Raw genomic sequence first — 14,381 nt, forward strand, 5'->3', positions numbered from 1 at the left:
GTTAGGCATGTCAACCAATGTATGTTAAAAACAATTGGATATCAAATACAATGACCCTGCTATGCACACAACCTCTGCCTTTTCCTTGATGTTATCAAGTGTTATATCATCTGACAGCACAGCTGCATCTATGCCTCTGGTACGAATCATCTCGGCTAGCTTTTCTGGTGGCATGGTTCGAGGGTTTGGCACTGCCAGCGTGTAGCATCTATCTGCAATAGGAAGCAGTGTGTCTAGGATGATGTCTACTTCCTTGTCGGCTAGGATGCCAAGTACGAATGTAATCTTCTTGCCCGGGAAATATTCTTCTAAGGACTGGCGAAGGACTGTGGCTCCTTGTCTGTTATGGCCTCCGTCTATGATTACAGGAGGGTTGTCTGAAAGTAGGGTAAACCTTCCAAACCACTTCGTATTTGCGATACCTCTTCTAATGGCTTCTTCCGTGATTGGATAGCCCTTTTCCCCAAGCTTACGGGCTGCTGCAATAGCTACAGCTGCATTATCTATCTGATAGGTACCAAGCATGGTAGTTTCATAATCCATGCCATCTGATGTAATAAATCTCTGTCCGTGTATATCTCTATTAATTATTTGGCTTGCTTTTACAATTTCAAGGCTGACTGATTGTTTGGCGCATACTTCTTCAAGCACATGTACAACCTCTGGCTCCTGCTTGGCACTTACTACAGTAGTACCTGACTTTATTATCCCAGCTTTTTCTGTAGCAATCTCAGTAAGTGTGTTTCCAAGAATAGTCATGTGGTCGTAACTGATAGGAGTGATAACCGATACAAGTGGTGCAGGGATCACATTAGTAGTGTCCATCCTGCCACCCATACTCACCTCCAGCAGCACCAGTTCACATCCCATTTTTATAAAATAAATAAAAGCCATCACTGTCAAAAACTCATACTCACTGACAAAAATCCCTTCATTAGCAAGCTCATCATAGGCTGGCTTTACCTGAGAAAACACCTCTGCAAAATCTGCGTCTGAAATATCCCTTCCGTTCACCCTAAACATCTCGTTATATCGATACAAGAAAGGTGAAGTAAAGGCACCCGTAACAACGGATGCCTCATTTAAAATATTAGCCAAATATGTAGTGGTGGAACCCTTGCCATTAGTTCCGGCTATATGTACATATTTAAGTTTATCCTGAGGCCTGTTAAGCTTTTCTAAAAGTGCCAGCTCCGCATCTAATGAGAAGAAATCCTTCTTCACACCACCATCAGCTGGTGGTGTAAAATGTGGCATACTCTTGAAAAAATCCACAGCCTCTTTATAGCTATATTTCATCATACTGCTAATCTCTTTATTCCTACCTTTTCAAGTGAATTAAGCACAGCATACATAATCACAGTATACACAGGAATCATGATAAGCTCCTTTGGAAGGCGTGTGACGATTGCTGCAAGATAACCGTTCTTTAGATAAAGAAGGCTTAGCCAGTAGCTGTTCATGATTGTTCCTACAATAAATGTGTGCACTACCTGAGCCGCAAAAATCCTAGGTAGTGTACACTTCTTACCATGAAGCATTACGCCAAAGATGATACCACTCATGATTCCACTGATAGTAAAGCCTGGGAAAAATGGGCCTGTAGGCTTAACCAGATATCCTCCGATATCTGTAAGTGCACCTACCACTCCTGCCACACCTGGTCCAAACATCATACCAGCAAGGGCAATTGGAATAGAACCGAATCTGATTTCAATCAACTGATTGATAGGCAGCTTAAAGAAGCCTAGGACGATGCCTACTGCTGTAAGCATAGCTGCAACTGTGAGTGTCTTTGTGTTCATTAATTTTTTCATAAAAAATACACCTCCTTTGCAGTTTCCTTTTCCTACAATGAAGGTGTATATAGCTTACCTTACTATGTAGCAGCGGGATGCGAATTTAAAACCGCGGTAACATCCTTCGTCCATCTGCCAACTCCCTGTGCAAACGGCACTTAACGCTTTAAATTCTACTCTGCATTTGTCTAATTAATTGTCTCGCCTACAGTATAAGATTAGCTATCCTTTAATGCAATAGAAAATATTATTTTTTGCTATAAAATAAATTTATTCCTCCAAAAAAAGCTTTACTGTATTAAGGATTGCTTCCCTGTTCTTTCCTTCTAAATAATACTGAGACAACTCATCCTTATGGTATTCCGCTATAGATCCGCTTGTCCCTTTTTCCAACAGTTCTGTAAAAAATCTCTCCCAACTAAAATATATTCTAGAATCAATATAATCTTCTGGTGTTTCCAATATTTTTTGCAAATCATTAATATCTACTACTTTTGATTTCAAGATAAGCCACTCAAAGGATTCTGGTAAAATCAATCCTATTTTATATCCCATATCTCTAAGCTGAAGGATTTTATCTATAAAAGCTCCAAATGCAGCTCCATCTGCTATAACATAACAACCATCTTTAGTATCTAGTGACAATATTTTTTTATAAATGTTCGCATTTCCATCTGCGCTTATGCAAGAAATGTCGGGAACAGCTACTGAATAAAACTGGTAGCCTGATTTACTATCTTCAACTATTAAACACTTTGCCGATATTTTTTTATTTTCAACATCATCATACAAAGGATAAAATTCATTATATACACGTTGCGGAAAATTGTACTTACCAGAATTTCTTATACCATAAACTTCGTTTACACTATATGGCAGACATTTAAGATAATCACGCGTTATAAGCACATAATAGTTTGATGTATTTTTTATTACACTGGCAAACTCCTTCGTTTTAATAAAACCATAATCCTCATCAATGAAAATAATAGAGTCTGAGACAGATTTAATTGCTTCCTGCCAGCTAATTAACCCATCAGCATATACCACACAAGGAACATCAGACTCTACTTTGACACCTGTTCTCCCCTGGAATCTAGCAAATTGACTAAGCAAATCAATCAATGTGGTCTTTCCTGTTGCACTATCACCTCGAATAACCGTAATATTCCTTTTGATATCAAACTCATATTTTATTTTTTTCGTCTCTACTATAATATGGTGACTTCCTATCATTATAAGACCTCATCTATAACATTTAATGCTGCAAGAGTAAATTCTTTTTTATCTTTATATATGCTATTTGTGTTCAAAAGGCATATTTCAAAATCATTTATTTCTTCAAATCTCATAGCATAGCGTAAGGTAACTGTAATATCTTCTTTTTGACCAATTTTTTGAAGCCATATTGCACAATTATCTCCACAACTAGTTGCATCGAAAACAAGAGTTGGATTCTTATATATTGAAATAAGTGTTTTAACTCCACCAGATAATTTTTCTGGCGGAATAGCCCCTAAAACACTGCTTTCAAAAACTTCCCCTTCTTTATAGGATGTTTTATCAACATCTCTTACCATATCCTGCACAAATGTATCTTCGAACCATTCTTGTTCATAGTTATTATTAAACCAAGCTGGTCCATAAAGATTTTCTTCCACTGTTCCATAAAATATTTTCAGCATACAGCACCTCTTTATTACATCTTCACTGTCTTATAGTTTATTTTAGTTTGATGCTAAAATCAATAAATCCTAGATTTTTGTTTTTCGCTATAAATAGATTGTGCGCAATTTATTTTTAGTGTATACTTGCCTTAGTTATTTATAAGGAGGAGGGCTTATAATGGAAAATTTTACATTTTATTCACCTACATTCTTTTCCTTTGGTAAGGGAATGGAAAATGAAGCAGGTAAATTGGCAAAACGCTTTGGGGCAACAAAAATCCTTATCCACTACGGTTGTGGAAGCGTGGTGCGCTCAGGACTTTTGGATAGAGTAAAAAAATCTCTTGATGAAGAAAATCTGCCTTTTGTTGAACTAGGCGGTGTGCAACCAAATCCTAGAAGCGGCCTGGTATATAAGGGTATTGATTTGTGCAAAAAAGAAAATATAGATTTTGTCCTAGCTGTTGGCGGTGGAAGTGTTATTGATTCTGCAAAAGCAATCGCAGCCGGCACTTGCTATGATGGAGATTTTTGGGACTTTTATTCAGGAAAATATATCGAAGAAGCTATACCTATCGGAACAATTCTAACTATCGCTGCCGCTGGTAGCGAGGGTAGCCCTGATTCTGTTATTACAAATGAAGATGGCATGTATAAGCGAGGTGCTTCTGGAGATGCCATCAGACCTAAATTTAGTATTCTAAATCCTGAGCTTACCCAGACACTGCCTCCATATCAGACAGCCTGCGGTATTACTGATATTATGGCGCATTTGTATGAAAGATATCTTACCAACACAAAGGAAGTAGAGGTCACTGATAGACTTATCGAAGCACTGCTTCTTACGATGATTCATGAGGGTCCACGAGTAATCGAAGACCCTAACAATTATGAAGCACGAGCTAATATTATGTGGGCTGGTATGATGGCGCACAACAACTCTGTAGGTGTAGGTCGCAGCCAAGACTGGAACAGCCACGATATTGAGCATGAGCTTTCTGCCAAATATGATTGCGCCCATGGCGCTGGCTTAGCTGTCACCCTTCCAGCAATCTTTACCTATGTAATGAAGCATGATGTAATGAGATTCGCCAAGGTTGCCACACGTGTATGGGGATGTCAGATGGATTTTGATAACCCAGAGGCAACTGCCAAAGCTGGTATCGAGGCACTGCGCAATTTCTACATATCTATTGGCATGCCAAAGAATTTTGATGAGCTTGGTGCAAAGAAAGAAGATATTCCACAGCTTGTTGATACTTTATGCGATGGCAATGGACGTCCTGGCTATATCAACGGATTTGTAAAGCTTGATAAAAATGATTGCACGAAGATATACGAATTGATGATTTAAAACAGTTTTAATCTATCATAAAAACGCACTCAGGCATTTGCCCGAGTGCGTTTTTTTGACCACCCACAATAAGTTTACTTAAAAATACTAAGAAACTTAGTATATTCACTGAATATGGCCCCGTAAACTATAAAATATCATTAATAATTAAATGCTTATCCATAATCTTACATTCTTTATTGCATAAATACCTGTATTCTTGTGAATGTGAAATAAGGATAATAATTCTTCCATTGAATTTATCCCTTATATAGGTCATTATATCTTTTCCAGTTTCAAAATCAATAGAGTTAAAAGATTCATCTAAAATCAACACATCAGGATCCATTAATATTGTTCTAGCTAAAATTATTTTTTGAGCATCTCCCCCCGAAATGTTAGCACGGTTTTCTTGTATTTCAGTATCTAAGCCTAAATCTATTATCTTACCCATAAATGGTTCTGCGTATAAGTTATCTAAAACATCATCCGAGTAGTGCTCTCCTAAAGTAATATTATTAATTATAGAGGTTGGTAGTAATTCTGTTTTTTGTGAAATGTACAATATTTTTTTTCTTACATCCTCATTGTTTATATCTTTTATATCATAATTATTAATCTTTACTCCATCATTTAGATTTAATTTCGCAATCATTTTTGCAATTGTTGATTTCCCACGCCCAGATTCGCCTGTAAGAAAAACGATATCCCCAACATCAAATTTTGCAAAGACATCGGCAAGTAAAATATTATCTTCATAACCAATACTTTTAGATTCTATTTTTATTTCATTTACATGCTCGATACGTACATTACCATTTGATTCTAAGTTATATCTTAAATCTATATCTACAAAATCTAGTGCACCAGCTAGTTCTCGCATATCGATTTGTAGATTAAGCATATCACTAAGTGACGAATAGTACATATCATTAATCAACATCAAAAATGCCAAATCACCAAAAGAAATAATTTTTGTTCCAAAATATATAACAATAATAATGTATGATGCATTTTTTAAGGTAGATGCAATAAAATCCAAAATCACACACACATCCATTGCATATTGATTTCCTTTTTTTTCAGCATTTAATACACAATCAAAGTTATTTACTATTAAATCTTTGATTCCCTTCTTATCTGCTAATTGTTTCATATTTTCTGGGCTTGAAACTATTACTTTTAGATTCTTCTTACAAATAGCTCTCTTTGTTTGCAAATCTTTGCTTAGCAGAGTTAACCTCGATTTTTCTCCGTTCAAGAGTTTTTTGAACCCAATATATTGCAATGGTATTTGAATTAAATAAAAAATAAATAATGTTTTATTAATTGTGAATATTAAGCATAGTGCAGTAATGCTTATTATCACTGAAACTAATAAACCAGTTAAAGAAGCAGAAAAAAAATTAAATACAGTTTGAACAGTATTTTCAATTCGTTCCATTATATATGTCGGTTCCTTATCTTGAATCGCGTCATAATTCATGTGAAAGAATTCATTGTATAGCTTTTGAAATTCATTTTTTTTAAATTTTAATCCAAACCAAAATTTAAATCTATTTTGCATGAATTTAAATAAGTATAAGCCAAATAATACGCATGCATATTTAAATAATGTCTTTAAAATGCTTGTACTATTATAAATATCATTTAATCCATTTTTTAATATTACTGGTCCAGCAATTGATAAAACACATACAGCGAGCAAAAGTACTATATTGATAAATAATTCTTTATAATATTGCTTTAAAAGTTCAATAGAATATTTTTTCATTTTTTATCTCTCTTCAAAATTTATTGTTTCCAAATAATGTTTAGATTCCAATTTAGCGTATTTACAATAATCCTCGTCCATAGACAAAATATCTCCAGTTTTATTATAGCAAACAGCTTTACATGGTCCACCACATATGTATTTATAGCTACATGATACACAATGTGAATCAGTTGTTACATCATTATCCATGAACAATTTTGTTATTTTATTTTTTTCAATTTTTTCAAACCATTGTGAATCAAAAATATTTCCCAAACAGTACACATCGTTTATCATAGCTTGACAAGGGAAAATATTACCATCGGAGTTAATTGCAATAACTTCGTAGCATGCGTTACATTTTGCAATTTTAAAATATGCATCAAATGAATGTTTTGACATTTGCAAATAACTAGTAGGGTACATACATTTCTCATTCCTTTTTGTAGGTTGCAACGGAAGAGGATCAACCGAATGAAAGCCTTGAGAAATAAAAAACTCTTTAAAATCTGCATATAAATTTTCATTCTCGCAGCTAACAACAGGTTTAATAGTAATCTTCTTTCTATATTTATCTTCATATGACATAATATTATTCAAGATATTAAATGATTTCGAGTTCTTTCTTGTTTTAGCATTTTCGATTTCATCAATAGCATCCAAACTAATGTCAATATGATATGCAGCCTCTACTATTTTACTATCAATTTTAATTGTAGAATTTGTCATCAGATGAACTTTAAAATCATTTTTATTTGCAAATAAAACTAACTCACTTATATCATTTCGAAGCATTATTTCACCACCGGTAAATACCAAGTAATCAAATCCATGTTCCTTCAACGATATTATTATTTCTTTCCATTGTTTTGTAGTCAGCTCTCGTGTTTTTCCAATGTTATCTTTATCATAACAATATGTACAATTAAGATTACATCTTTGGGTCAAATGAATATAGGCTTTATGTGGAATAAACTTTCTATAATTCTGGTATATGTTTTTAAAATCAGCTTTTTTATAATTATCAAATGAATCAAATAAAATCTCGTTAAGCAACAATACCCTAAGTAATTCTTTCATGTCCGAGTCAACATTGCAATCATCACCATCATGCGCCTCTAATCTAGTAATTAGTTTTGAAAATAAATCAACTCCCCTATTATCTAGACCAAATATTTTATTCAAATATGTGCTATAAATTATATTTAAACCCTCATTGTTTTTTAACATCAAAAATTTTTCATCAAACCCATATATTTTCATGCTGCTATTTTTTCCTCTCTCATTAAAGGAACTCCAGCTTTCGCTGGAGTTCCTTCAGTTTTCATATAAGCAGTGCCACCAAAACTACCCGCACTACCACCACATGCCGCCTGAATCTCTTGAGTATTCATTTCAGGCATAAAAAATTGAAATTTCTTTTCTTCCATAAAACAACCTCCTCAAACATATAAGCTACCGATATACTACTTTAATATTTAATCACAAATGTATGTCTTTTTCTTGTATGAATCGTGAATTATTCCACGTTTCCAAAGGCTTCACGTAATCCATTACTGTTCTGGAATACTAAATTCAATTCTAAAAGTTTGCAATCGTTGTATACTTAATGGCATTTATCTGCTTAACAACCACCTGAAAAAGTGCATTTTCTATGAACTTTGTAGAAATCCACTTAACTTTTTCCAGAAGGCGATAAGTGGATTTGGGAGATTTCTAAAACCCGCTTAACATTTAGCATATCCATCCTACCCACAGGATTTATTATCTAAATATACTATCAGTATGACACTACTAAGAAAAGACCTATTTGGCATTTATCCCAAATAGGTCTTTCTATATTACTTATTGCCCTTTTTCAATGCTTTTGTAAAAACTACATATCCGCCACTTACAAGAATTAGTGCCAGTGCAATGAGTATTAATATCAGAATTGCATTACTATCTTTTTTCTCGCCTGTAGTAGGTGTTTCTTCATCAGATATGATTTCTTCTGATAGCTCATTATTCTCTTCTAATGTGTTCTCAGCTGAATCTTCCAATGTAGAATCTTCACTATTTTCTAATTTCTCATCTACACTGCTTTCAGCTTCAGGCTTTTGCTTAGAGCTATTAGCTGCCTTTACCTTATCAGTTGTTTTAGCAACTTTATTGTTTCCAGCAGCAGGTACCTTAGGAGTATCAATTACTGTGATGTCCTTTGCTGGGCTTGCAGCTTTGTTTACCTCATGATTAACTGGTGTGGTACCTGTGCTTCCGCCTTGTGATGGCTTGAAAGGATTAACAGGATTAATGATAGGCTCCTTTGTTTTTGCCTCTTTTATCTTGCCCTTTGTTAACTCATCTGTAAGCTTAACATATCCGCAGAAGCCGCCTGTCATGTCAACAAAGCTTATTCCATCCACCGCTGCAAATACAGGATTTGGATTGTAGCTGTAGTTTGAATCGTAACCAGTATCATTGATATCCTTTACTAATCTAGCTTTCTTGTCTAATGATTTTTCAGTGAAATCATATTCGCAAAGCTTTTCTGGAAGCTTATCAGCGTTTGCCACCTTAATCTTGATATCATCAGATGATGAAAGTTCTCCATCCGATACTGTGAGTGTAAGCACGTAGCTACCAGCTTGGTTAAAGCTTACATCTGTGATTGCCTGATTATCCTTATCGATAGCAACTGCTGCATTATCTGGCTTGCTCTTTACTGTCCACTTGTATTCTAATGAAGAATTAGGATATCCATCATCAATAGCAGATGCTCTTAGTCTTGTAGTTGCAATAGCACCTAAAAGTAAGTTTGTTCCTTTAGCTTCTTCTAATTCTGTCAGCTTTTCCTCTAGCACTACTTCATCTGTTGTAACTTTCAGCTTAGAATCCTCTGCTGTAATTGATTCCACTTCATCTGTGTTTTCCTCTGTTGTTTCAGCATCTTTTTCAGTAGCTTCTTCATCAGGTACTTTACTAGCTTCTTTGATATCAGAGTCTTTCTCTTCTTTCTTTTCTTCTGACTCCACATCCTTTTCTAGCAATTCTTCCACATCTTCCTTTTCTAGCTCTTCAAGCTCTTCTTCCACTGGCTCACCACCTAGAACTGCCCATTCAATTACACCTACGCCAGAATTATTAGCTTCCTTTTTGTTTAGCTGAATTCTTAATCCATCAGTCATAACTGGCTTGAATGATGTTACATTATACTTATCCTCTTCCAGACCAAAGCCCGATGCATCCTTTACTTCTTTCCAATCATCACCGTCCTTGTAACTAATGGTGTAATTCTTAGGGAATTGAATTCCCACTACTTCCTCAGAATCATTATCCTTCCAGAAGTAAATAGCCGATTTGTTAATGCTTATTTTTTTATCCCAGGTGTATGTAATGGTCTCGTATTCTGATGTGTTACCCCACGAACCATAGGCACCAGTTGTTGGCTTTTCCATGGATGCTGAGGATGACACGCCATCATTTACTGCACCTAATGTTTCCCAGCTAGAAACATAGCTTGTTGAAACTGAAGCATCTAAAGCCAAATTGATATCCATATCAAGCGCGGCAATGGCATCGTTAAGTCTGTCGGTCATCTCATCTAATTCTTTTTGAGACACACCCATCTTTGTAACCAATTCCTTAGCCTCTGCCAAAATAGACTTCATATCAGCATATCCTGATTTAACAAAGAAGGAATCAACCTTTTCAGCTCTTGAAATAGCACTATTTAATCCAGACTTATCAACAGCGCCTTCCTTAAATCCGTATACTTTCCACTCAATTACGCCACAGCCTAATGTCTTAGGATTGATGGTCATTCTAAGAGATGTGGTCTGTATTGGCTTGATTGTTGTTCTGTTGTATTTATCAAGCTCTGTTCCAAGACCTTCCACTATCTCGCATTCCTTCCATTGGCCGCCTTCAAGATACTCTAGCTTAACAGCTGCTGGTGAGAAATTACCACCATTATCCTTGAAGTAATATGCATCCTGACCTGTGATGATAACCTCATCATCCCATGTGTATGTTACCCATGCTGGTGCGCCCTGTGCACCCCCTAGCCAATTGTGCCATACACCATGGGATGTATCGTTTGATGCCGATGGATCATATCCATCGTTTAATCCTGCAACACCACCTAAATCCTGTGGTGTGTCTACAATAGCTGTTGGAGTAGCATAAGCTGCAAGATTCACCTCTTTACCGTCAACTACAACAACATTAGCTATAGCCTTAACAGTAGATTTATCTACTGAACCTTCTACAGTAAACACGCCCTTGGAGCTATAAGCTTCTGCCGAAACCTCATCCCATTTTACTTCCACATTTCTGTAAACACCATCAGAATATAAGGCGCTAACTTCTTTAGGTAATGAAGGGGCTTCGTTTATCTTAGTAACAACTGCTGAATCCTTAATTGATACTATTTCTCTATCTGCTAAATCACCAAATAGCTTTGAAACTTCTTCTTCATCAAATGCTTTTGAATACATACTAAAGCCTTTGATTTTTCCATTTAAAAAGCTAATAGATTCCTCGTGAGAGCGTCCCAGATAATTTCTCTGAGCATCTCCCATCTTCGAAAATACGAATCCAGAATCCAATGTAGCTATTTTGTCTCCATCAAGATAAACAACAATCTCGCCCTTATCATTTGTCAGTACAAGCTTCTTATCATATTCTGGAGATATCGCATATACGGTATCCACAGTATTTAGCTTTTTAGATTTCATATCTGTAGCAGCAAGGCTAAGCTGATTGTTTCCCTTGAAGCTTACATACAAGTAGTTTTCATCTAAATCACCAAATTCGATAAGTCTTGTTCCATTCTCCTGATTTGCAGAAAGATTGAAGTCAATGACTATTGTAGCCTCATCTATTCCATCTACCTCTGGAAGATATGTTTCAATATCATTACCTGCATCTACAATTGGAGCTGTGTTCTTTGCAGCTGCTCCAATCTTAAATTCAACCTCTGATGTATCTTTCTTTCCAAGAGGAACAGAAACTGTCACAGTCTGATTCTTTGCTGCCTTAAATGTTCCATGAGCTTTACCATCAACCAGGATTGTGTAGCTGCCATCTGCAAGTCCTGTTAAATCAATGCTTGTATTATGTGCTGTTTTTTCAAGATTTGTTACAGTAAGCTTTACATCACTGCAATCTTTAGCAATTTTCGCATTTACGTATCTGTCTCTATCTAGCTCTACATAGCAACCATCATCTATCAGGTTTAATCTGGTGTTCAATCCGTCAAGAGGCTTTATAGAATAACTGTCTCCATTATCAACCACATTACAGCCGTAACCAAATAAACCAAATACTGGGTCTGTAGCAACATCTGCAGATAAAATCTGAAGTGCTCCAAAGAGACCCAAATCTGCTTCACCAGCCATCTGTCTCCAGCCGTTGTGAATCTTTCCACCTCCAGTTCCCTGTCCGCCTAGATTTCCCATTTCGCTTTGATAAGTCCAGGCAACTGTGCCTATATTCTCTGGATCTGCATCTATTTGACCAGAATTGATGCATGTAAGATTTGCAAGCTTTGCAGCATAATTAACTCTTTCTGCCTCGGCAGAATCTACTGAATTTAATCCATTATTTTCAAGTCGCAAATAATCATCCATGCAGTATCCTGCCAGAGCTGCTGTATACTGGAAGTTCCACCAGCTTTCGCCACAGATAGTGGTAGGATTAGCGTAGTGATACCACACTGGCTGAAGTCCTCTACATGCCCTTGTTTTCAAATCAATCTTTTGCATCATGCTTAGGGCATTAGCTTCATCACTTCCAAGATTTAGCTTAGCAAGAGTATATACAGCTTCCTCACCAGTATTGTCATAAGAATACTCTGAGCCATAAGGATATTTGGTGCTAGAGAAATTCTTATACTTTCTTGCCATAATATCTTCAATCTCGGCTGCCTCATCGGTATATCCTTCTGCCTTTAAGGAGGCGATAATATCAGGTGTAGTAAGCTCGCCCATTACACCTGTTGACCAGTTGTAATATACGCCGTCTGAATACAGAGCCTTCATTATGTTGTATGCTCTAAGTAGATAGGTATCTTTATCTTCAATGTACTCTACAATGTCAGGATATTTGCTGGCAATCTTGTACATTGAATAGTAGGTGTTGTAGATGTGAGGATATGCATAGCCACGGTATGTAGGAGTATCGTTTGGCTCCTTCATTTGGAAATCGTGGATAAGGTAATCCTCCTGATGCTCCTGCATAAGTCCATGCCATATAGCAGTATCCAGGTATTCATCAATAGCAGTAATTTCCTTTGCTACAGGGATGTAAACATTCTTTTCAGCGATATATTCACCGTGGGTCAATCCCCAATCATCGCCCCAGCCCCAATAGCCATTGAAAACACCGCGCTTTGATTTGGTGTCCATCATCCAATCGTCAAATACCTTATCATATAGCTCGCCTTCAGCATCCCACTGGGTCTTATCTACCATAAACTGAGAGTGAGTGTTCAAAGCCTTGCTTACATCATCCATGATATAGAACTGCAGCTCAGTTTCCTTTGTTCCATTGTCATAGGAAACCACTACATCATTCTGACCTAAATCATCAAAGGCAATATCGTATATATGATATTGTTCTCCATCGATTAGCTTTGTAGATTCGTACTTCGCATAAGTGCCAGCTTCGCTTTTTTCACATGGAAGATTGTTGCTGACACTATTCTTATTATCATCAAATAGATTCAACTCATGAGGACATTTGATACTTACCTTCAAATCCTTGGCATCATATTTCGTATGAAGATACATTTTGGCTGGCATGTTTTTAGCAAAGGTCATGCCTGGAACTGCCACAGCATCTACAATTCCCTCTTCATAAAGGGTAGACTTCATATCCTCTTCATTATCAACTGGACTAAAATCAAAAGAATACTTCTTTGACTCGCCCTTCTTTAGCTTTAATGATGTGTTATCAAGGTAACCACGATTAGTTTTCTTTATAACATCTGAATGGATGTAGAAGACGTTCAAACCACTTGCCCATCCATCCTGGTCCTGACACCATGATTTTTCGTTAGCTGCTCTTTCCTCAACTCTCCAGTGATCCTGATACTCAAAGCTGGCATCCGTTGCGTCATCTGGAGTAAATAATACATACTGTCCCTGTCCACTAGGGCGTGTAGCATATATGTATGAAGAATTCTTTCCCACAAAGCTGTGGTCTACTACTCTTGTTTCGTAGATTTCATCTCCACCAGACCAGTATTCGTTAAATGTAATAGGAAGTCCTAAATCTCCTACTGTAAGAACTTCATCGTTCTTGTTTTCTATTTCGATGTCCCACTTTATCCTGTCATTAACAAGAGTATAGGTTTCCTTTACCTGATAGTCTTTTATTCCTTTAGCTTCAGTCGCATTCCCGCTGTATGTAACTATTACCTTGTTATCCTTAAGAGTGATGGTTCTATCAGAGTCGGACTGGCTTGTGTATCCTTCCCTATATTCACCATCACCAAATTTAGTTGCAAGCATCAGCTCACCCATCCATTGGTGGGTGCTGCTAGCCCCCTGAGCAGGAGCATTTTCTTCGTTCATCACATAGTTTGTAGGATATTTATCTCCCACTATATACAGCTTTCTAATCTGGCCGTATTTTCCTATGTTTACAGAGAAATAATCATTGGATAATGTATAACTTCCATCTGCTTCCTCTGTGGTCTTTGTTTGACTAGTTGCCTTATCTTCCTTAGCCAGCACATCGATTGTCCCCATACTCCCTGGCAAAGTTGTAAATGCTGTAATCGTAGCCAGTGCAAGCGACAGAACCTTTTTCTTCATTCTCGTGTTTGACATTTGTCCCCC

9 protein-coding genes and 1 riboswitch are annotated in these 14,381 nt (G+C 36.5%); of the genes, 1 reads left to right on the forward strand and 8 read right to left on the reverse strand.

Annotation, left to right across the window (positions count from 1 at the left end; all coding sequences use genetic code 11):
• Window positions 1-24: 24 nt before the first annotated feature.
• From IJ535_RS03180 to IJ535_RS03195, 4 genes are all read right to left on the reverse strand, one after another.
• Window positions 25-1,302, reverse strand: coding sequence for a bifunctional folylpolyglutamate synthase/dihydrofolate synthase (locus IJ535_RS03180; protein ID WP_294298753.1), 1,278 nt, complete (start codon window positions 1,300-1,302; stop codon window positions 25-27).
• Window positions 1,299-1,817 (reverse strand): folate family ECF transporter S component, encoded by a 519-nt coding sequence (locus IJ535_RS03185; protein WP_294298754.1) that lies wholly within the window; start codon window positions 1,815-1,817, stop codon window positions 1,299-1,301. The genes IJ535_RS03180 and IJ535_RS03185 overlap by 4 nt, the downstream gene beginning before the upstream one ends.
• A 68-nt stretch (window positions 1,818-1,885) precedes the next feature.
• Window positions 1,886-1,982: riboswitch (THF riboswitch) on the reverse strand.
• An 87-nt stretch (window positions 1,983-2,069) separates the two neighbouring features.
• Window positions 2,070-3,035 carry a translation initiation factor 2 gene (locus IJ535_RS03190; RefSeq protein ID WP_294298756.1) on the reverse strand — a complete coding sequence of 322 codons (966 nt, stop codon included), beginning with the start codon at window positions 3,033-3,035 and terminating at the stop codon, window positions 2,070-2,072.
• A complete protein-coding gene (locus IJ535_RS03195) occupies window positions 3,035-3,484 on the reverse strand; it encodes a DUF4869 domain-containing protein (protein ID WP_294298759.1) in 450 nt (149 codons plus the stop codon). Before IJ535_RS03195 ends, IJ535_RS03190 begins: the two co-directional genes overlap by 1 nt.
• A 160-nt stretch (window positions 3,485-3,644) precedes the next feature.
• On the opposite strand from IJ535_RS03195, the gene IJ535_RS03200 reads away from it, so the two are divergent.
• Complete coding sequence (locus IJ535_RS03200) at window positions 3,645-4,820, forward strand: iron-containing alcohol dehydrogenase (RefSeq protein WP_294298761.1); 1,176 nt, start codon at window positions 3,645-3,647, stop codon at window positions 4,818-4,820.
• 127 nt (window positions 4,821-4,947) lie between these two features.
• Here IJ535_RS03200 and IJ535_RS03205 read toward each other — a convergent pair whose 3' ends face one another.
• The 4 genes from IJ535_RS03205 to IJ535_RS03220 form a co-directional block, all read right to left on the reverse strand.
• Entirely contained in the window at window positions 4,948-6,573 is a 1,626-nt protein-coding gene (locus IJ535_RS03205; protein WP_294298763.1) for an ATP-binding cassette domain-containing protein, read from the reverse strand.
• A gap of 3 nt (window positions 6,574-6,576) precedes the next feature.
• Window positions 6,577-7,818, reverse strand: a complete 1,242-nt coding sequence (locus IJ535_RS03210; protein ID WP_294298765.1) for a radical SAM/SPASM domain-containing protein — start codon at window positions 7,816-7,818, stop codon at window positions 6,577-6,579.
• A complete protein-coding gene (locus IJ535_RS03215; RefSeq protein WP_294298767.1) occupies window positions 7,815-7,985 on the reverse strand; it encodes a hypothetical protein in 171 nt (56 codons plus the stop codon). Before IJ535_RS03215 ends, IJ535_RS03210 begins: the two co-directional genes overlap by 4 nt.
• Before the next feature lie 411 nt (window positions 7,986-8,396).
• The gene (locus IJ535_RS03220) at window positions 8,397-14,372 is read right to left on the reverse strand and encodes a DUF5695 domain-containing protein (protein ID WP_294298770.1); all 5,976 of its coding nucleotides are present in this window, start codon (window positions 14,370-14,372) and stop codon (window positions 8,397-8,399) included.
• Window positions 14,373-14,381 lie beyond the last annotated feature (9 nt).

It is taken from the genome of Pseudobutyrivibrio sp. (assembly GCF_017471675.1).
Taxonomy (GTDB): Bacteria; Bacillota; Clostridia; order Lachnospirales; family Lachnospiraceae; genus Pseudobutyrivibrio.

Coding starts and splice junctions, on each gene's coding strand:
- IJ535_RS03180 (WP_294298753.1), bottom strand. CDS start 1,302: ATGATGAAATATAGCTATAAAGAGGCTGTGGATTTTTTCAAGAGTATG.
- IJ535_RS03185 (WP_294298754.1), bottom strand. CDS start 1,817: ATGAAAAAATTAATGAACACAAAGACACTCACAGTTGCAGCTATGCTT.
- IJ535_RS03190 (WP_294298756.1), bottom strand. CDS start 3,035: ATGATAGGAAGTCACCATATTATAGTAGAGACGAAAAAAATAAAATAT.
- IJ535_RS03195 (WP_294298759.1), bottom strand. CDS start 3,484: ATGCTGAAAATATTTTATGGAACAGTGGAAGAAAATCTTTATGGACCA.
- IJ535_RS03200 (WP_294298761.1), top strand. CDS start 3,645: ATGGAAAATTTTACATTTTATTCACCTACATTCTTTTCCTTTGGTAAG.
- IJ535_RS03205 (WP_294298763.1), bottom strand. CDS start 6,573: ATGAAAAAATATTCTATTGAACTTTTAAAGCAATATTATAAAGAATTA.
- IJ535_RS03210 (WP_294298765.1), bottom strand. CDS start 7,818: ATGAAAATATATGGGTTTGATGAAAAATTTTTGATGTTAAAAAACAAT.
- IJ535_RS03215 (WP_294298767.1), bottom strand. CDS start 7,985: ATGGAAGAAAAGAAATTTCAATTTTTTATGCCTGAAATGAATACTCAA.
- IJ535_RS03220 (WP_294298770.1), bottom strand. CDS start 14,372: ATGTCAAACACGAGAATGAAGAAAAAGGTTCTGTCGCTTGCACTGGCT.